Source organism: Parasalinivibrio latis, assembly GCF_036825535.1.
Taxonomy (GTDB): domain Bacteria; phylum Pseudomonadota; class Gammaproteobacteria; order Enterobacterales; family Vibrionaceae; genus Parasalinivibrio; species Parasalinivibrio latis.
On the sequence record NZ_CP098812.1, the window covers coordinates 2,898,886 to 2,916,526 of the forward strand.

General features: G+C 51.4%; 17 protein-coding genes. 9 read left to right on the top strand and 8 right to left on the bottom strand.

The window, feature by feature from the left end; translation table 11 throughout:
• Positions 1-55: 55 nt before the first annotated feature.
• Together NF212_RS13445 and NF212_RS13450 are read right to left on the bottom strand one after the other, a co-directional pair.
• Complete coding sequence (locus NF212_RS13445) at positions 56-1,126, bottom strand: AI-2E family transporter (protein ID WP_434356434.1); 1,071 nt, start codon at positions 1,124-1,126, stop codon at positions 56-58.
• 19 nt (positions 1,127-1,145) lie between these two features.
• Complete coding sequence (locus tag NF212_RS13450) at positions 1,146-1,364, bottom strand: sulfurtransferase TusA family protein (RefSeq protein WP_434356436.1); 219 nt, start codon at positions 1,362-1,364, stop codon at positions 1,146-1,148.
• 153 nt (positions 1,365-1,517) lie between these two features.
• On the opposite strand from NF212_RS13450, the gene NF212_RS13455 reads away from it, so the two are divergent.
• Genes NF212_RS13455 through NF212_RS13470 form a run of 4 tightly spaced genes read left to right on the top strand, consistent with a single transcriptional unit; the run spans position 1,518 to position 4,393 of the window.
• A complete protein-coding gene (locus tag NF212_RS13455; protein WP_434356438.1) occupies positions 1,518-2,975 on the top strand; it encodes a beta-barrel assembly-enhancing protease in 1,458 nt (485 codons plus the stop codon).
• A gap of 46 nt (positions 2,976-3,021) precedes the next feature.
• The gene (gene arsC / locus NF212_RS13460; RefSeq protein ID WP_434356440.1) at positions 3,022-3,369 is read left to right on the top strand and encodes an arsenate reductase (glutaredoxin); all 348 of its coding nucleotides are present in this window, start codon (positions 3,022-3,024) and stop codon (positions 3,367-3,369) included.
• Entirely contained in the window at positions 3,369-3,968 is a 600-nt protein-coding gene (gene wrbA, locus NF212_RS13465) for an NAD(P)H:quinone oxidoreductase (protein ID WP_434356442.1), read from the top strand. The genes arsC and wrbA overlap by 1 nt, the downstream gene beginning before the upstream one ends.
• A gap of 2 nt (positions 3,969-3,970) precedes the next feature.
• Complete coding sequence (locus NF212_RS13470) at positions 3,971-4,393, top strand: DUF2069 domain-containing protein (RefSeq protein ID WP_434356444.1); 423 nt, start codon at positions 3,971-3,973, stop codon at positions 4,391-4,393.
• Between the two features lie 62 nt (positions 4,394-4,455).
• Here the strand turns inward: NF212_RS13470 and NF212_RS13475 are convergent, their stop codons facing one another.
• Positions 4,456-5,745: a DUF2066 domain-containing protein gene (locus NF212_RS13475; RefSeq protein WP_434356446.1), complete on the bottom strand. Its 1,290-nt coding sequence runs from the start codon at positions 5,743-5,745 to the stop codon at positions 4,456-4,458.
• A gap of 225 nt (positions 5,746-5,970) precedes the next feature.
• On the opposite strand from NF212_RS13475, the gene NF212_RS13480 reads away from it, so the two are divergent.
• Together NF212_RS13480 and NF212_RS13485 are read left to right on the top strand one after the other, a co-directional pair.
• On the top strand, positions 5,971-7,218 hold the full coding sequence (locus tag NF212_RS13480; RefSeq protein ID WP_434356448.1) for a uracil-xanthine permease family protein: 1,248 nt from the start codon (positions 5,971-5,973) through the stop codon (positions 7,216-7,218).
• Between the two features lie 101 nt (positions 7,219-7,319).
• The gene (locus tag NF212_RS13485; RefSeq protein WP_434356450.1) at positions 7,320-7,598 is read left to right on the top strand and encodes a CDGSH iron-sulfur domain-containing protein; all 279 of its coding nucleotides are present in this window, start codon (positions 7,320-7,322) and stop codon (positions 7,596-7,598) included.
• Between the two features lie 52 nt (positions 7,599-7,650).
• Here NF212_RS13485 and upp read toward each other — a convergent pair whose 3' ends face one another.
• Positions 7,651-8,277: a uracil phosphoribosyltransferase gene (gene upp, locus NF212_RS13490; RefSeq protein ID WP_054672217.1), complete on the bottom strand. Its 627-nt coding sequence runs from the start codon at positions 8,275-8,277 to the stop codon at positions 7,651-7,653.
• A gap of 193 nt (positions 8,278-8,470) precedes the next feature.
• Between upp and purM the strand changes: the two genes are divergently transcribed.
• Positions 8,471-9,511, top strand: coding sequence for a phosphoribosylformylglycinamidine cyclo-ligase (gene purM / locus NF212_RS13495; RefSeq protein ID WP_434356453.1), 1,041 nt, complete (start codon positions 8,471-8,473; stop codon positions 9,509-9,511).
• Positions 9,512-9,515: 4 nt separating this feature from the next.
• Positions 9,516-10,151: a phosphoribosylglycinamide formyltransferase gene (gene purN, locus NF212_RS13500; RefSeq protein ID WP_434356455.1), complete on the top strand. Its 636-nt coding sequence runs from the start codon at positions 9,516-9,518 to the stop codon at positions 10,149-10,151.
• A gap of 69 nt (positions 10,152-10,220) precedes the next feature.
• Here purN and NF212_RS13505 read toward each other — a convergent pair whose 3' ends face one another.
• From NF212_RS13505 to dauA, 3 genes are all read right to left on the bottom strand, one after another.
• Positions 10,221-11,033: a class II glutamine amidotransferase gene (locus NF212_RS13505; protein WP_434356457.1), complete on the bottom strand. Its 813-nt coding sequence runs from the start codon at positions 11,031-11,033 to the stop codon at positions 10,221-10,223.
• Between the two features lie 36 nt (positions 11,034-11,069).
• Positions 11,070-11,648: a D-sedoheptulose 7-phosphate isomerase gene (gene lpcA, locus NF212_RS13510; protein WP_434356459.1), complete on the bottom strand. Its 579-nt coding sequence runs from the start codon at positions 11,646-11,648 to the stop codon at positions 11,070-11,072.
• A 135-nt stretch (positions 11,649-11,783) separates the two neighbouring features.
• Positions 11,784-13,442, bottom strand: coding sequence for a C4-dicarboxylic acid transporter DauA (dauA, locus tag NF212_RS13515; RefSeq protein WP_434356461.1), 1,659 nt, complete (start codon positions 13,440-13,442; stop codon positions 11,784-11,786).
• Positions 13,443-13,806: 364 nt separating this feature from the next.
• On the opposite strand from dauA, the gene fadE reads away from it, so the two are divergent.
• Entirely contained in the window at positions 13,807-16,260 is a 2,454-nt protein-coding gene (gene fadE / locus NF212_RS13520) for an acyl-CoA dehydrogenase FadE (RefSeq protein WP_434356463.1), read from the top strand.
• A gap of 107 nt (positions 16,261-16,367) precedes the next feature.
• On the opposite strand, the gene NF212_RS13525 is transcribed toward fadE, so the two are convergent.
• Positions 16,368-17,639, bottom strand: coding sequence for a TIGR03503 family protein (locus tag NF212_RS13525; protein ID WP_434356465.1), 1,272 nt, complete (start codon positions 17,637-17,639; stop codon positions 16,368-16,370).
• Positions 17,640-17,641: the final 2 nt, after the last annotated feature.

Consider the following 17,641-nt stretch of genomic DNA (forward strand, 5'->3'; position numbering starts at 1 on the left):
GAAAAGATGATTGATACACGGTTCAACAACCGATGTAAATATTTACAGTCGCCCGTCAGGCGATGGCATCTTCCTCGCCATCCGGGGACGGAATTGCGTTGATGACTGCTTTCACCAATGTAGCGAGTGGGATTGCAAAAAACACACCCCAGAACCCCCACAAACCACCAAACACCAGTACTGCCACAATAATCGCCACCGGGTGAAGGTTTACCGCCTCAGAAAACAGCACCGGTACCAGTACGTTGCCATCCAGTGCCTGAATAATTCCGTATGCGACCATTAGCCACCAGAAATCCGGGCTTACACCCCACTGGAAAAGCCCGACAACGGCGATAGGAATGGTTACAGCAGCCGCACCAATGTATGGAATCAATACCGAGAAACCGGTCAGTACACTGAGCAGAGCCGCATAGCGCAGATCCAATATCGCAAAGGTGACATAACTGACTGCTCCGACAATCACAATCTCGGTGACTTTACCGCGGATATAGTTAGATATCTGCTGGTTCATCTCTTCACCTACCTTGGTTGCGAGCTGACGCTCTTTTGGCAGGAATCGCTGGAACATCAGCAACATCTCCCGCTTATCCTTGAGCAGGAAAAACACCAGCAGGGGAACCAGGATCAGGTATACCGCAAGTGCGGCGAGGTTAACCAAGGACGAAAGTGAGCTTTTAACGACGGTTTCACCCAAACCAAGGACACGGGTTTGAATCGTATCTACCAGCGCCGCCACCATGTCCGGTTTAATCAGCTCCGGATAACGGTCTGGGAGGTGATCCAGGAAGCCCTGCAATCCGCTGAACATTTTTGGTGTATCGGACACAAGGTTGATCACCTGGTTCCAGATGGTTGGCAGTAAGCCGAGGATTGCCATCAACATAACGCCAACAAACAGCGTCAGCACAATCACCACTGAAGGTGTCCGGGGCAACCCGGTTTTCACCATACGGGCAACCGGCCACTCAAGCAGGTATGCAAGGACTATAGCGACAAGAAGGGGAGCGATAAGGTTGCCGAAAAAATAAATAATGGCGAACCCTACAGCAAGGATAGCGACAAGGCTGACTGTATTAGGGTCAGAGAAACGACGCTTATACCAACGGTTAAACATCTCAATCATAGTTAGAGCTCATAATCCTTTAGCGGGTAACTAAAAATTCTGTCAGGGTGCCACTTTGCCGCGTACTGACTTGATATCCTTTTCCCTGGAGGTACCGGGGTATATCAGAGACAGACCCGGCATCGGATACCAATATTCTGATGGTATGCCCAGGTTGTAGCTTTGCGGTTGCCTGTTTCGCTAATATCAGCGCCATTGGGCAGACCGTTTCAGACAAATCCAGTTGTTCTATTTCCATTATTCCTGGGCACTCGTTATCATCGTGAGCATTGTATAGGACTTTCTGTTTCGCCCCAAAGAAACCTCTGTCACGCTTTGTGGTCAAACTCCCTAAGTAGTGGAGAAAAACTGCCAAAGTGGCGAAAATCACAAAGGGATCACCTAACCTGCGATGTTAAAAAAGAAAGCGCTCGCCTATTTCCTGACCTCAACGCTTCTTCTGCCGTCATTTTCAGGGGTAGCCAATACTGTACAATCCAGCCTTCCGGATATTGGTACAACGGCAGCAGGGACACTCACCATTGACAAGGAGCTCGAATATGGCGATGCCTACATGCGAATGCTCCGGGCAAGCCGCCCCATCATAAATGATCCATTACTAAACGAATATGTCAGTTCGTTGGGTCACAGGCTGGTTGCCAATGCCAGTGATGTAAAAACCCCATTCCACTTTTTCCTTATCCGGAACAAAGAAATAAACGCATTTGCGTTTTTCGGCGGTTATGTCGCATTGCACACCGGATTGTTTCTCTATGCCCAGGATGAAAGTGAACTTGCTTCAGTAGTGGCCCACGAAATTGCCCACATTACCCAGCGACATCTTGCCAGGGCAATGGAAGATCAGGCCCGTAAGTCGCCACTCACTATCGCCGCACTTATCGGTTCCCTGATGCTGGCGGTTGCCGCACCCGAAGCGGGTATTGCCGCCGCACAGGCAACCACCGCAGCGTCTATCCAAAGCCGGATAAACTACACCCGAAGCAACGAACAGGAAGCAGACCGCATAGGCATTGATACACTTGCCCGTGCAGGTTTTAACCCTAAAGCCATGCCCGCGTTCTTCGGACGTATGCTGGAGCAGTATCGCTATGCCAGCAAGCCGCCGGAATTTTTGCTTACCCACCCGCTGCCGGAATCGCGCATTACGGAATCCCGGGCCCGAGCCCAGCAATACCCCTCGGTGATGCTTCCGCCATCAGAACCCTACCATTTGGCAAGGGCTCGCATAATCGCACGTTTCTCTGGTCTGGAGCCGGCTGCTGCACTGGACTGGTTTACCCGTCAGGAAAAAAAAGCCTCCCTGTCCGTAAAGCCTACACTGGAATACGGAAAAGCACTGGTTTACCTCGATACCCGCAAGCCAGAAAAAGCCGCGGCCATTCTGGATAAATTGATCAGGGCCGAGCCCGAAAACCGCTTCTTCCTTGATGCGATGACTGACCTGTACGTACAGAAAAAAGAGTATGCCAAGGCTTCAGAAATGCTGGAAAAAGCACTGAGGAATCAACCTGAAAACCGGGTTCTGGAGCTGAACCGGTATTACGTCATGATGGAAGCAGGAAAGTACCAGGATGCTATTTCTTTCCTGAACCGGTATACCCATAATTTCCCATCAGACATTTCTGCCTGGAGCATGCTGCAGGAAGCCTATGACCGTAGCGGAAAGCGCCCCGAGGCCCTGGCAGCACAAGGCGAACTCTTTGCACTCGCCGCCCAGTGGCCCAAAGCCATTAACAATTACATACAGGCCAGTCAGCTTGCCCCTATAGGCAGCCTTGATCAGGCACGTTATGATGCCCGTATAGACCAGTTGAGGGTCATGCAGCAGCGGTTTGAATCACTGCAGTAAACCGGGCGGGTCTGATACACAAAAATTGATTAAAAGAGGAAAGGGAATGTCAGTCGTTATTTATCACAACCCTCGTTGTTCCAAAAGCCGCCAGACGCTGGCGCTGATCGAAGAGAATGGCGTTGTACCGGAAGTTATCAAGTACCTCGAAACACCACCTGATGCTGATACCCTGAAGTCACTTATCAGTATGTTAGGTTATGATTCAGCCCGGGAGCTGATGCGTACCAAAGAAGACCTCTATAAAGAGCTAAAACTGGCAGATGAAACATCTGAAGAGGCACTTATCCAGGCCATGGTAGCGAACCCCAAACTGATTGAGCGCCCGGTTGTTGTGAACAATGGTAAAGCCGCAATGGGACGTCCGCCGGAAGCGGTTCTGGATATTCTGTAATGACGAAGATCCTGGTACTGTACTACAGCCGCCACGGTGGTACCCGCGCTCTGGCCCGCCACATTGCCCGGGGTATTGAGTCCACCGGTGCAGAGGCTGTGATAAGGACAGTACCGGATCTCCCCCGTTATGAGTCACTCCCAATTGCCGGGCCTGCGGCCCACACCCCCGATGGTGACCCCTTTATCACCAAGAACGACCTTAAATCCTGCGATGGCCTGGCCCTTGGCAGCCCGGTCAGGTTTGGAAACATGGCGGCACCGCTCAAACACTTCTTGGACGCCACCAGCGGTGAATGGCTGGCGGGCACATTGATAGGAAAACCGGCAGCAGTATTCACATCCGGCGGCAGCCTGCACGGCGGGCAGGAAAGTACCTTGCTCACCATGATGTTGCCCCTGTTGCACCACGGGATGGTTATAACAGGCCTGCCCTATTCCGAGACGGCACTCCATACCACATCTTCCGGCGGTTCCCCTTATGGCCCCGGACATGTAAGCGGTGATGGTAAGCTGCCACTCGACAACGATGAGAAAACCCTGGCTATAGCGTTAGGAACGCGGCTGGCAAACATTGGACGCAAACTTAAAGAGTCTTAGACATGGAAAACACTTCCCCGCGCTCCGGTACACTCCGGCCCGCGGTTTTACTGAGTTATTTTGCCCTTATCGCCTGGGTCGGTTTATGGCACGGCTGGCTTTCCCCACACGCACACGTCACTCCGTGGGCGGTTACCCTGGGCTGGCTTATCCCCCTGTTGTTGCCCCTGAAAGGCATTATCCAGGGAAATGCCTACACCCACGCCTGGGCCAACTTTGTCCTGATGTTTTATTTCCTCCACGCACTGACCATTTTATGGGTAGATGAAGGGGAACGCTGGCTGGCGTTGGTTGAACTGACGCTGACCTCCATCACTTTCCTTTGCAATATTTACTACGCGCGCTGGAAAGGCCAGGAGCAAGGCCTGAAGCTGAAAAAGCTCTCCCAGGTGGAAAAGGAGGAACGCGAGCGTTACGGAAGCTAGGGCGTTTTTGCCGAAAAAGAAAGGGGAAGCAATCAGCTTCCCCTTATAGTTTGCGCTTAATTTTAAGGTGTAGGCGTATTCGGCGTCTGGGTTGGGCCTTCGTCAGCCGGTACAGTTTCTGCACCGGTATCAGCCGGGGCTGCCGCAGACGGGAGGTCGTGGTGCGTCCACATAAATTTCAACATGGATTCCCCAGCCACGGATGGAACCGTCGGCTGAACCCCTCCTTCATCAGAAGTTGTCACGCCCTGCGTTTCTGATGCATCTGCATCTGGAGCGATGTTTCCATTCGCGGGTGTGCTTTCCCCAGAGGTCAGCGCTGGTGTCTCCTGCTTCACTGGCTGTTGTGTTTCAGCTTGTTCCGGCATGACAATTGCCGTTCCCAGAGAAGTAATCCGGCTGTCATTCTCCAGCTCATTAGTAAATACGCTTACAGGTGCCAGCAACACAAGTCTGAAACGGACTTCACCATTTTGGATACGGTCAATCGTCACCGAACCGACAGAATTCATCTGGGCCAGCAGTTTTTCAAGGGCAAAAAAGTCTCGCGCACTGTCCACCCCGTCAAAAGCAACAAGTTGCGAGCCTTCACTTTCACCGCCAAGAACCACCGAATTACGGCTTGCGTAGTAATCTGCCACGCTGTTGACCATTTGAGCAAAGGACTGGGCAACTGATCCGCTCGCACGGCCTTCCACCGGTTTTTGCTGACGTTTCGTGTCTGGAACCAGCGTCCAGCTAACGCCATTTGAGCGTACCCGTGCAATCAATATTCCCGCAGTCTCATAGCGTTTGCTTGCTTCGGTGACCGGGCCAAGGAACCCACCCCAGATGTCCGCTACATCCACAGCCGTCACATCCTGGAAATCTCCAACCGGAACCAGAACCGGCAACCCTCGGCGTTCTGCATCAGCCTTTAGTTCGCTGACAAGCGGTGAGTTGGATTGTTCCCAGACAATCTGGCGCCCGGACGGGGCATCCTGTACAACCCAGACAGTCAACTCAGGACGAGGCTCACTCCAAACAGGCGCTTTAGCCTGAACCAGCAGGTTATAGATCTGCTTGCTGTCATAAGTAACACTGAGTATATGCTGGCCATTTTCTTCACCAAAACCAATTTGGCTGATAAAGGCACTGTTGCCCAGGGCTTTCTTAATCACAGGATTGTCCGTGATATTACGCTGGCCTGATACCTTAACCAGTACCTGTTGTAACGCCTGTTGTTTGGCGAGTTGTTCATTGTCTGCGCTGTTCGCTTCATCTAGCACAACGCTGGCATGGTACAGGTTAGTAGCCCATCCTTTTACTGGCAGTAATGCCAGGGCCAGTATCACCAGGAAACCTCTCAACACCGGATAACCCCTATCTCAATTCGATTAGACAGTAAGACCTCGATCATAAGCTGTTCTACTGTAGGCGGCAATCATCACACTCTGTTTCTGCTAGATTTCACCTTTTTCTGCTTTCACGGATTTAATGCGAATAAATCCGCGAAAAATCAGGTTACTCATGTTAGGCAAACGTTTACTCGTGTGATAATATTCCGCGATTTTTTTGCATTATGGATGGGTGTTGCTATGTTCCAAGTCATGCAGGGTGCCCAGATGCTGTTCGTCGCCTTTGGCGCGCTGGTTCTGGTTCCCCTTCTTACCGGTCTCGATCCTAACGTTGCACTGTTCGGTGCAGGTATCGGAACTCTCATTTTCCAGGTTATCACCAAACGCTCTGTCCCCGTTTTTCTTGCCTCTTCTTTCGCATTTATTGCACCAATTATGTACGGCATTCAGGCGTGGGGTGTACCTTCAACTCTCGGTGGCCTGATGGCCGCGGGACTTGTGTATGTGGGCCTCGGGGCAATCATTAAGGTTCGTGGCGTTGTGTTTATCCACAAACTGTTGCCACCGGTTGTGGTCGGCCCGGTTATTATGGTTATCGGCCTTGGCCTGGCACCTGCGGCAGTTAATATGGCAGTGGGGAAAACCGGTGACGGTGCGGTCCAGTTGGTTGCTCACGATGCTGCACTTTGGATTTCAGCGGCTTCTCTGATTACCACTATCGCCGTATCTGTGTTCTCCAGAGGCTTCTTTAAGCTGGTACCAATCCTGTCAGGTATTATTGTCGGTTACGCCCTGAGCCTTGGCTTTGGTGTTGTCGATTTTACGCCGGTTATCCAGGCTTCATGGCTGGCACTGCCGAACTTCACTTTCCCTGAGTTCAACATTAACGCCATTCTGTTCATGATTCCTGTCGCCATTGCGCCTGCTGTTGAACACGTTGGTGATATGCTGGCTATCTCAAACGTAACGGGCAAAGACTACCTGAAAAAACCTGGTCTTCACCGCACCATCACCGGTGACGGGGTTGCTACCATGTTTGCCTCAATGTTTGGTGCACCACCAAACACGACTTACAGTGAAGTGACCGGCGCAGTTATGCTCACGAAGGCATTCAACCCAGCCATCATGACCTGGGCAGCAGTCACTGCCCTGGTGTTGGCATTTGTTGGAAAACTGGGGGCTATTCTCCAGACCATTCCGGTACCGGTAATGGGTGGCATCATGATCCTGCTGTTCGGCTCTATTGCAACAGTCGGCCTTAACACCATGATCCGCGCCCAAGTAGACCTCCACAAACCACGCAATCTGGCTATCGTGGCAGTAACCCTGGTATTTGGCATCGGCGGTATGGCCTTTGGTATCGGTGAGTTCAGCCTACAGGGTGTGAGCCTTTGCGGTATTGTTGCCATTGTGCTTAACCTGATCCTCCCGGATAACTTCGGTGAGACGCACGTAGTCGACAATGCACAAATGGAAGAAGAGAAATAATAAAATTCTGTTTTTCCACCCAAGGCCCCTGCATGTCAGGGGCCTTTTTGTTTCCGTTGCTAAACTTTACCCAAAGAACAAGGATAGCAATGGAGGCGACAATGTCAGATTCACATACAGGCGCAAGGATTGCAGACAACAAACCCGTCTTACTTAAGCTGGAAAAAAACAAAACCTACTATTTTTGTCGTTGTGGCCACTCGGCAAACCAACCACTGTGCGATGGCTCCCATGCCGGCACTGAGTTTTCTCCGACTATTTATACTGCAGACGAAACTGCCAATGCAGCTATCTGCGCCTGTAAACAGTCTGCCAGCTTTCCGATGTGTGATGGCAGCCATAACCGGATAGCCTCGGAAGATATTGGCAAACAGGCATAAAAAAAGCCCTGCTTTGCAGGGCCTCTTATTAAAAAATCTTTGCCAAATAGGATTACTTGGTACCGAAGATTTTGTCACCGGCATCGCCAAGACCCGGTACGATATAACCTTTATCGTTGAGCTTCTGGTCAATCGCAGCTGTGTACAGCTCGATATCAGGGTGAGCTTTTTCCAGTGCTTCAAGTCCTTCAGGCGCGGCAACCAGAACAAGAACCTTGATTTGGTTACAGCCTTTCTCTTTTAGCAGGTCGATAGTTGCAATCATGGAACCACCGGTTGCCAGCATCGGGTCAACAACCAGAGCCATACGCTCATCAATGTTGGATGCAAGTTTGTGGAAATATGGCACAGGCTCCAGGGTTTCTTCGTCACGGTAGATACCGACTACGGAGATACGGGCACTTGGAATATGCTCCAGTACTCCATCCATCATGCCAAGGCCGGCACGCAGGATAGGTACTACAGTCACTTTCTTGCCCTTGATCTGATCCACTTCTACCGGGCCATTCCAGCCTTCGATAGTGACAGTTTCAGTTTCAAAGTCAGCGGTTGCTTCGTAAGTCAGCAAGCTGCCAACCTCGGTTGCGAGCTCACGGAAACGTTTGGTGCTGATATCACCTTCACGCATCAGACCCAGCTTATGCTTAACCAGCGGGTGTTTGACCTCGACGACTTTCATCACTCACTCCTGCGAAAAAATAAAATCGCAGCATTATACACAATTAGTAGAGTGCTCGCATAACTACTCACTCGCAAGAAAACAAAGCGAAACAACTGTCATGAAATCGCCTTACGCAAACGTTTTCCTTAAGGCAAAACTCTTGTTAGAATGGCGCCGGCTTTTGGATACGTTGACGTGGTGAGGGATCCTCGTGAGTGGTAATAACACTTCTCTAAGTTACAAAGATGCTGGTGTGGACATTGATGCAGGAAACGCATTGGTAGACCGCATTAAAGGTGTAGTAAAACGTACCCGCCGCCCTGAAGTAATGGGTGGTATCGGTGGATTTGGCGCCCTTTGCCAACTGCCAACCAAATATAAAGAGCCAGTGCTGGTATCCGGCACTGATGGTGTGGGCACCAAGCTCCGCCTGGCCATGGACCTAGGCAAACATGACACTATCGGCATTGACCTGGTTGCCATGTGTGTCAATGACCTGATTGTTCAGGGTGCCGAACCCCTTTTCTTCCTTGATTATTACGCAACCGGAAAACTCAACGTAGATACCGCAGCCGATGTTGTTGCCGGAATTGGCGAAGGCTGTTTGCAGTCCGGTTGCGCACTCATTGGTGGTGAAACCGCAGAAATGCCGGGAATGTACCACGGTGAAGACTATGACCTCGCCGGTTTCTGTGTCGGCGTGGTGGAAAAAGCCGGTGTGATTGACGGCAGCAAAGTGGCTGACGGTGATGCGCTGATTGCACTTGGTTCAAGCGGCCCGCACTCTAACGGCTATTCCCTGGTTCGAAAGATTATTGAAGTTTCTGGTGCGGATCTTTCAGCAGACCTGGAAGGGCTGCCGCTGGCAGATCGCCTGCTTGCCCCAACTAAGATTTATGTGAAATCAGTGCTTAAACTGCTCGAGCAAACTGATGTTCATGCCATTTCCCATATTACCGGTGGTGGTTTCTGGGAAAACATCCCGCGCGTGCTTCCTGAAGGAACTAAAGCTGTTATTGACGGTAACAGCTGGCAATGGCCTGCTGTATTTAACTGGCTGCAAGACAACGGCAATGTTGAAACCCACGAAATGTACCGCACTTTCAACTGTGGTGTCGGATTGGTCATTGCCCTGCCTGCGTCAGAAGCAGAAAAAGCAGTCGCTATGCTGAATGGTGAAGGTGAACAAGCCTGGGTCATCGGACATATCGCTGCTGCGGCATCCGGTGACGAGCAGGTGGAAATTAACTGATACCATGAAAAACATCCTGGTTCTGGTTTCCGGCAACGGAACTAACCTGCAGGCGTTGATGGACGCCTGTGGGACATCAATCAAAGGTGCTCAAATCCGGGCGGTTATTTCGAACAAGGCTGATGCCTTTGGCCTTGAGCGTGCCCGTCAGGCCGGTGTTGAAGCAGTGGCTTTCCCTGTGGAGGGGCGTGATCGTGAATCCTACGATCTGGCTCTTTCTGAGGTTATTGACCGTTTCGAGCCGGATCTGATTATCCTCGCCGGGTTTATGCGTATTTTGACGCCGGGTTTTGTGCAGAAATATCTGGGCCGGATGCTTAATATCCACCCTTCCCTGTTGCCGAAATACACCGGTCTCAACACCCACCAGCGCGCAATTGATGCCGAAGACCTGGAGCATGGGGCTTCTGTCCACTTTGTGACGGAAGAACTCGACGGTGGCCCGGTTGTTCTTCAGGCCCGGGTGCCTGTTTTTGAAGGTGACACAGCCGAAGAATTGCAGGAAAGGGTTCAGGATCAGGAATACCGGATTTATCCGCTGGTAGCAAACTGGTTTGTCGATGGACGCCTTGAAATGCGGAATGGTACAGCGTGGCTCGACGGTAACGCTCTGCCCCAACAAGGCTACGCCAGCGAGTAAACGGATTACCATTTTGGTTCTAAAACAAAAAAACGCGCCAGGTCGGCGCGTTTTTTGTGCTTAATGCAATTATTGCGGCATTTCCATATCCGACTTGTCGGCAAACTGCTCGCGGTTACAAATCACCACTTCACCATAATGGAAAACGCAATACTCCCCGGCTGACATCTTGTACCAACTTTCATTGGTCGTCAGTGGCTGGGTGGCTATCACGGTTACCACATCATTAGGTGTGGTTTCCTTGTGGAAGTCGATAGTAACGTCTTCATCCAGTAGAGTGGCTTCACCAAACGGAGCCCGGCGGGTGATCCAGTGAAGGTTGTTACTGCAGTAGGTCATCAGGTAATCACCATCTGTCAGCAACATATTGAAAACACCCAACTCCCTCAGCTTATCGCAACGTGCGGCAATAAAGGCGTACAGTGTGGCGTCATCCGGCCTTTCGCGGAAAGCCTGCTCCAACTCATACAGCAACCAACAGAAAGCGCGCTCACTGTCGGTCTCTCCAACCGGCCAGAAACGGCCGACCTCAAGGTCTTCCCAGCCTGAAAGTTGGCCGTTATGGGCATAGGTCCAATAGCGTCCCCACAGTTCACGTGTAAACGGGTGGGTGTTAACCAGGTTTACATCTCCCCGGTTCGCCTGCCGGATGTGGCTTATCACCGAACAGCTTTTTATCGGGTAATCCTGAACCAGCCGGGCAATTTCTGAGCGGCAACTCGGGTTGGGATCCTTAAAGGTCCGGCACCCCTTGCCCTCATAGAACGTAATCCCCCAGCCATCCCGGTGCGGGCCGGTTTTACCGCCCCGCTGAACCAGCCCGGTAAAGCTGAAACAGATATCTGTTGGCACATTGGCGCTCATGCCAAGCAGCTCACACATGCTTCTCTTTCCTTGTTCTTGATACCTTGGCGTATATTACGCTGCCATTTCCTTTTCAACCAATTGAATAAGGATGTGGATGATTTTGATATGTACTTCCTGAATACGGTCTGCGTAGCCAAAGTGTGGTACACGAATCTCAATATCTGCCATACCGGCCATCTTGCCACCGTCTTTACCGGTCAGGGCAATTGATGTCATACCCTTTGCCTTAGCCGCTTCAATGGCTTTAATGATGTTACCGGAATTGCCGGAGGTTGACAGGCCAAACAACACATCGCCCTTCATGCCGACCGCTTCTACATAACGAGAGAATACATACTCATAGCCAAAGTCATTGCTCACGCAAGACAAGTGGCTTGGGTCAGAAATTGCAATGGCAGGGTAACCGGGGCGGTTTTCACGGTAACGGCCGGTAAGCTCCTCAGCAAAGTGCATAGCGTCACAGTGTGAACCACCGTTACCGCAAGACAGCACCTTTCCGCCGGCTTTAAAGCTGTCAGCCAACAGTTTTGCGGCCTTTTCAATTTGGGCAATGTTGTTTTCGTCACTCAGAAAATGGTTCAGCACATCCGCCGCTTCATTCAGCTCGGCTCGAATAAGATCCTGATACATTGATTGGTCTCTCGATAGGGAGTGGAGGCAGTACACTGCCGTCATTGTTATTCAATTGACAGCAGTGTACCGAGAAAGCGCATCACCTGTCGACTGGGCGACGGGGACATTGTGAATTAGTTGGAACTAGCGGGATCAGACATGCGCTGCATGACGCAATTCCACCGGTACTTCATCAGCCAGTACAACGTTTGGACGTGACGTCAGGCCAACACGCTCAACCTTGTTTCGCAGAGCCGGTACCAGGCCTACCAGGTATACTTTCTTCTCACCCAGAAGGTTCAGGCACTGCTCGAGGTAATGCAGTGCTGAAATGTCGATAGACACCACATCAGACATATCCACGACGACTGTTTCATGGGCTGAAGAATCATGTGCCACTTGCTCAAAGACTTTCTCTGATGCGCCAAAGTAAAGTACGCCACCAAGACGGTGAACAGAGATGGAAGGCAACAGGTCATCATGTTGGTGGGTACGGGCTTCGACAGCACGCTGACGGCGTACCTTGCGGTAGACCAGCAGACCAATAGCCAGAACCATACCGACAACCACGGCAACAACCATGTCGAATACGACAGTCAGTGTGAAGCAGCTAACCAGTACTGCCACATCGTAACGTGGCGCCAGTTTTACCATACGCACGAAGTGTGGGGCTTCAGACATGTTCCACGCCACCATGATCAGCAAGCCAGCCAGTGCACTCATTGGTACATAAGAAAGTACCGGGGAAAGTGCAATCATCGCCGCCAGCACGAACACAGCGTGAATCATGGAGGCAACACGTGAGTTTGCACCGGCACGGATGTTGGTCGCGGTACGGGCAATTGCTGCTGTTGCAGGAATACCGGCAAAGAATGGCGCAATGATGTTACCGATACCCTGGCCAATCAGCTCGCGGTTCGGGTTATGGCGAGTCTTGGTCATACCGTCTGCAACCACAGCACACAGCAGGGACTCAATTGAACCCAGAAGCGCAATAGCAATAGCTGATGGCAGCAAATCCAGAACGGTATCCAGGTTCAGGCCATTTTCACCCCATGGCAGGGCGAAAGATGGTGGTGCAGGTGGAATGCCCTGGCCGGTTACACCATTGAGTGTGTAATGGAACTTCTCACCCAATGTCGTCACGTGAGACAAACCGCCTACGTGGTTAATAACCAGTGCGATACCTGTACCCACCAGCAGGGCAATCAGGTGTGGTGGTACTGCACGCTTCTTACGGGACCAAAGGATAAACGCAACGATACTGGCAACACCCACCAGCGCGTCACTCCAGATCAGGGTTGGTCCAGCCTGGAAATAGACTTCCACTTTCTCAATAAAGTGAATTGGGGATGACGCAAGGGTCAGACCCAGCAGATCTTTCAACTGCAGGAATGCGATAACGAAACCGATACCGGCTGTAAAGCCAACGGTCACAGGGAGCGGCACATAGCGAACCAACTGCCCCAGGCGCAGTACCCCCATCAAAAGCAGAATCACGCCGGACATCACTGTGGCTATCAGCAAGCCACTCAAACCATACTGCTGGACAATAGGGAGAAGAATTACAACAAATGCTGCAGTAGGGCCTGAAACGTTAAACCGTGAACCGCCAAGCAGGGCGATTAAGAAACCCGCTACGATAACGGTATAGAGGCCATGTTGCGGAGGCACGCCCGCCGCAATGGCAAGAGCCATACCCAGAGGAATGGCAACAACACCGACGGTTATCCCAGCAATGAAGTCAGATCGAAATGCAGACGCGCCGTAGCCGGCCAGCTGCGTCCGCCATTTGGTGGCAAAACTGTTCAACTTACACCTCAAAAATTTGGATCGCGAAGACCTCGGCTGCAGCAAAGTCCATTGCTTCCGGCGGGCAACTGTCTGTCTGTCGGAGATAACCTGCAGGGAGGTCAAGAATGATAGGCACCCTTTTTGGCAAGGGTGGAGTGCATATTGTAATTGTATGTCAATTGAGCGCAAGCCAAACATACAGCAAGACTGATCTTCCTCAATCCTGTCTGGTCGATGGTCTCATTTTTACGAACAACTTTTCTTCTTCCTCCATTTTTTCTTGCATCGAGTTTTACATTCTATTAAAAACTCAATTACAATTATAACTGGTTAGACCTCTTACCATTATATGGATTTGTTGCAAGATAAGGAGAATTACGCCATGGCAACAACCCTGTTTTTACTTACAGCGCTGGTACTGATGGGAGCTCTCGCCTATCACCGCGCAAGCCTGAAGCTGGTCACGGTGGCAGCAACCGGCGTGATGATTGCCGGGTCATTGCTCAGCATTGTCGGCCAAATCAGCTGGCTGGTGTTTATCGCCTTGGCCATTCCACTCAACATCCCGGCTTTCCGCCAGGCCTGGTTCAGCAAACATGCCCTGAAAGCGTTCAAGTCTGTGATGCCTGAAATGTCTTCTACCGAAAAAGAAGCCATTGATGCCGGCACCATCTGGTGGGAAGCAGATCTGTTCCGCGGCAACCCGGACTGGAAAAAAATGCACGATATCCCGGCTCCCAGGTTGACGGCTGAAGAGAAGGCCTTCCTGGATGGCCCGGTCAGTGAAGTTTGCCGCATGGCAAACGACTACCAAATCACCCATGAGCTGGCTGACCTGCCTCCTGAGATCTGGCAATACCTCAAGGACAACAAATTTTTCGCCATGATTATCAAAAAGGAATATGGCGGCCTGGATTTTTCAGCCTACGCACAGTCACTGGTCCTGCAAAAACTGACCGGCGTTTCCGGGGTGCTTTCCTCTACCGTAGGCGTGCCGAACTCACTCGGCCCTGGTGAATTGCTCCAGCATTACGGAACCATTGAGCAGAAAAACCACTACCTCCCCCGCCTCGCTGCTGGTAAGGAAATCCCATGTTTTGCCCTTACCAGTCCAGAAGCAGGTTCAGATGCAGGCTCAATCCCGGATTACGGAGTGGTTTGTAAAGGGATATGGGAAGGCGAAGAAGTTGTCGGTATGCGTCTGACCTGGAACAAACGCTATATCACCCTGGCACCCATTGCTACAGTCCTTGGCCTGGCATTTAAGCTTCAGGATCCAGACGGCCTCCTGGGTGAAGAAGAAGATGTCGGTATCACCTGTGCCCTTATCCCAACAGATCTTGACGGTGTTAAAATCGGCCGTCGCCACTTCCCGCTCAACGTGCCTTTCCAGAACGGCCCTACCCAGGGTGAAGATATTTTCGTCCCGCTTGATTTCATAATCGGTGGTCCCAAAATGGCCGGCCAGGGATGGCGTATGCTGGTTGAATGCCTGTCTGTCGGCCGTGGGATTACACTGCCGTCCAACTCAACCGGAGGACTGAAAACAGCTGCTATGGGTACCGGGGCCTACGCCCGTATTCGCCGTCAATTCAAGCTCCCTATTGGGAAAATGGAAGGTATTGAAGAACCACTGGCGCGGTTGGCCGGTAATGCCTATGTCATGGATGCTGCAAGTGAGTTTACGGTCAGCGGTATCGATCTCGGAGAAAAACCGTCTGTTATCTCAGCAATTGTTAAATACCACTGCACCCACCGCGGTCAACAGGGCATTATTGATGCCATGGACATCGTTGGAGGCAAGGGAATCTGTATAGGACCGAAAAACTTCCTTGCCCGCGGCTACCAGGGTGCCCCAATTGCCATCACCGTAGAAGGTGCAAACATCCTGACCCGCTCAATGATCATCTTCGGACAGGGGGCAATCCGCTGCCACCCTTACGTGCTTACCGAGATGGAGTCTGCCTACCTTGATAACAAGCAAAAAGCCCTTGAACAGTTTGATGGTGCACTGTTTGGGCATATCGGGTTTGTCTTTAGCAATGTTGCCCGTTCTTTATGGCAGGGCCTGACTGACGGGTACGGATCCTCTTCACCTCGCAACGACGAAACCAAACGCTACTACCAGCAGCTTAACCGCTACAGTGCAAACCTGGCACTGCTGGCAGACATGTCGATGGCAGTGCTTGGCGGCAGCCTGAAACGCCGAGAGCGCCTGTCCGCACGTCTTGGCGATGTACTTAGCCAGCTGTACCTCAGCTCAGCCACACTCAAACGCTGGGTAGACGAAGGCTCCCACAGTGAAGATTTGCCTATGGTTCACTGGGGCTTGCAAGATTCTCTCTACCAGGCTGAAGTGGCACTGGACACTTTCCTCAAAAACTTCCCTAACAAGTTTATCGGCGGTGCTCTTCGCTTGATCGTTTTCCCTCTCGGGACTAAGCGCAGCCAGCCTTCCGATGTGCTGGACGGGCAAGTGGCCCGCATTATCCAGGAACCGGGTGAAACGCGCTCCCGTATCGGCCGCGGCCAGTTCCTGGAAGCATCTGCTCACAATGCAGTAGGGCGCATTGAAAAAGCATTGACTGACATTTTGGCAGTTGAGCCCATTTATGAGCGTATTTGCCGCGAAACCGGTGAAAAAATGCCGTTCATGTTCCTGGACAAAGTAGCAGACAAAGGCCTTGCGGCGGGGGTAATCAGCCAAGAGGAAGCAGAGTTGTTGCGCCAGGCCGAGGAGGAAAGACTTTACACCATTAACGTCGATGACTTTGACCCGGCAGAACTGGCTGCATCAATTACTGACAGAAGAAACCCACTTTCTACTGCTGCATAAACGCCGCAAAGGGAAAGGGTCCAATTGATATATAGCCACACAAAAGGGGGGAAGCAAAAGCTTCCCCCCCTTTTTTACTTTAACAACCCCTTCCAGGGATTAGCTGACTAAGATTTCTTTTCACTGTCCGGCGGAGGGACCGACAGATTGTTCTCTTCGTCTTCTGCCGCTTCTTTTTTCTTGCGACGCCAGCGCAGGAAGAACATCACGCCGAAAAACAGCAACAGGATAACCACGTTACCGGCCACAATCATAATGATGGCCTGTTGCCGCGCGGCTGCCTTTTCCTCTTCAATACGTTTTTGCTCTTCAATACGTTTACGTTCTGCCTCCTTGGCAAGACGCTCCGCTTCAGCTTTCTCGACTTCACTGAAATCAGTCTGGGCAAAGCTGTGTTCCGGCAGGGTAAACATTAAGTCCCTGCCTTCCAGTTTATCCGTTGCATAAACCCAACCGGACCAGGAAAACCGCCCAGGTTCACTGGCTTTATTCAGTTCAACAACCACTTCTGTCTTATCTTTACCGGCCACTCCCTGAAAAGCTTGCTTTTCACCTTCTGGGTTAGTGATTTCTACCTGTACGGCAAGGCTGCCAGCTTCGATGCTCACCTCGTCGGATTGCACCACAAGCTGGTGGGATTTATCAGGGCTAAAACTTTGGTTGAATGTCACCATCAACGGGTTCGGGTATACCAGTACCTGCTTTTCAACCGCCCTGAAGAATACCCCATTCCCCGTTGCGACCCGCACCCGGTACTTGCCCGGCTTAACATCTACAGGAATAGCCACAGTGAAAATACCGTCTCCCGGCTTTTCATCCAAAAGGGTACCGTCGTCATTAAAATCACCCAGTGATACCGGCTGGGGCCGGTGGACTTCCTTAACTTCCTCTTCATTTTCAAGGTACTGGGTGAAAGTAACATTTAGCTTTACCCGGTGCAGGAAGTCTCGGTCTTTCAGCAGGTTTTTCCCTTGCATCAGACGGGCAGTAAATTTGACGGTTTCACCGGCATAGAGGTTTTCTGGCAGGTAATCCAACTGGACGCTGAGATTCGAGAGCACCTTGATTTTATTTTCCGGTGTAATTTTCCCGAATGCCTGCCAAGGGCCGGGCATCGGGTTTTCTACCAGAATGATGTCGATATCCGGCTCTTGGTACCAATTTACATTATCCGGGTGTCGCCAGGCGTAATACTTCACGCCATCAGGGCGAACCAAAACAACCGGCTGGCTTGGCTTTTCACGGTAAATAATAAACCCAGCCTGTGTCATGGTCGGATCAACCCGGAACCTGTTGTCCAGTAAGCTGATTTCGCTCTCAGCTGCCAAGGCTCCCAAACTAACCAGGCACAACAGCAGCCCGCCAAGCCAACGCTTCATAA

Excerpts from the sequence above, each read along its gene's own strand:
- NF212_RS13445 (WP_434356434.1), bottom strand. The coding sequence starts at position 1,126 with ATGATTGAGATGTTTAACCGTTGGTATAAGCGTCGTTTCTCTGACCCT.
- NF212_RS13450 (WP_434356436.1), bottom strand. The coding sequence starts at position 1,364 with ATGGAAATAGAACAACTGGATTTGTCTGAAACGGTCTGCCCAATGGCG.
- NF212_RS13455 (WP_434356438.1), top strand. The coding sequence starts at position 1,518 with ATGTTAAAAAAGAAAGCGCTCGCCTATTTCCTGACCTCAACGCTTCTT.
- arsC (WP_434356440.1), top strand. The coding sequence starts at position 3,022 with ATGTCAGTCGTTATTTATCACAACCCTCGTTGTTCCAAAAGCCGCCAG.
- wrbA (WP_434356442.1), top strand. The coding sequence starts at position 3,369 with ATGACGAAGATCCTGGTACTGTACTACAGCCGCCACGGTGGTACCCGC.
- NF212_RS13470 (WP_434356444.1), top strand. The coding sequence starts at position 3,971 with ATGGAAAACACTTCCCCGCGCTCCGGTACACTCCGGCCCGCGGTTTTA.
- NF212_RS13480 (WP_434356448.1), top strand. The coding sequence starts at position 5,971 with ATGTTCCAAGTCATGCAGGGTGCCCAGATGCTGTTCGTCGCCTTTGGC.
- NF212_RS13485 (WP_434356450.1), top strand. The coding sequence starts at position 7,320 with ATGTCAGATTCACATACAGGCGCAAGGATTGCAGACAACAAACCCGTC.
- upp (WP_054672217.1), bottom strand. The coding sequence starts at position 8,277 with ATGAAAGTCGTCGAGGTCAAACACCCGCTGGTTAAGCATAAGCTGGGT.
- purN (WP_434356455.1), top strand. The coding sequence starts at position 9,516 with ATGAAAAACATCCTGGTTCTGGTTTCCGGCAACGGAACTAACCTGCAG.
- NF212_RS13505 (WP_434356457.1), bottom strand. The coding sequence starts at position 11,033 with ATGTGTGAGCTGCTTGGCATGAGCGCCAATGTGCCAACAGATATCTGT.
- lpcA (WP_434356459.1), bottom strand. The coding sequence starts at position 11,648 with ATGTATCAGGATCTTATTCGAGCCGAGCTGAATGAAGCGGCGGATGTG.
- fadE (WP_434356463.1), top strand. The coding sequence starts at position 13,807 with ATGGCAACAACCCTGTTTTTACTTACAGCGCTGGTACTGATGGGAGCT.
- NF212_RS13525 (WP_434356465.1), bottom strand. The coding sequence starts at position 17,639 with ATGAAGCGTTGGCTTGGCGGGCTGCTGTTGTGCCTGGTTAGTTTGGGA.